This window comes from Schleiferilactobacillus shenzhenensis LY-73, assembly GCF_000469325.1.
In the GTDB taxonomy this organism is placed as follows: domain Bacteria; phylum Bacillota; class Bacilli; order Lactobacillales; family Lactobacillaceae; genus Schleiferilactobacillus; species Schleiferilactobacillus shenzhenensis.
This window is the reverse complement of sequence record NZ_KI271582.1, coordinates 350,034-350,358: the sequence shown is the minus strand read 5'-3', so window position 1 is coordinate 350,358 and position 325 is coordinate 350,034.

The following is a 325-nucleotide window of genomic DNA, read 5'->3' as shown; positions in this document are numbered from 1 at the left end:
AAAAGTCTCAAAGTCTGGCCTTGGTCTAAGCGGTCAAAGACCGACCGCTAAGACCAATTTGGCCACTGACGCCCGCCAGCCTCCGGGCCCAAAGCGCCTACGTTCTAGCCCAATCGTGAGATTCTTGGTGCCATGACACAATCGCCGAGGTGCCGTCCGCACTTTCTGTCTGTAGATGATTACCCTGATGTTGGGGGAGGAAGCTGCCACAATTTCGTGACGAGCGAGACATTTTCAGTCTCCGAGAATGTCGGGTGACGAAGGGCGGAGCAGATTGGAGCTCAGTGGTGAAAACTGCACGAAATCTTTCGCGCTCTTTGCGAAT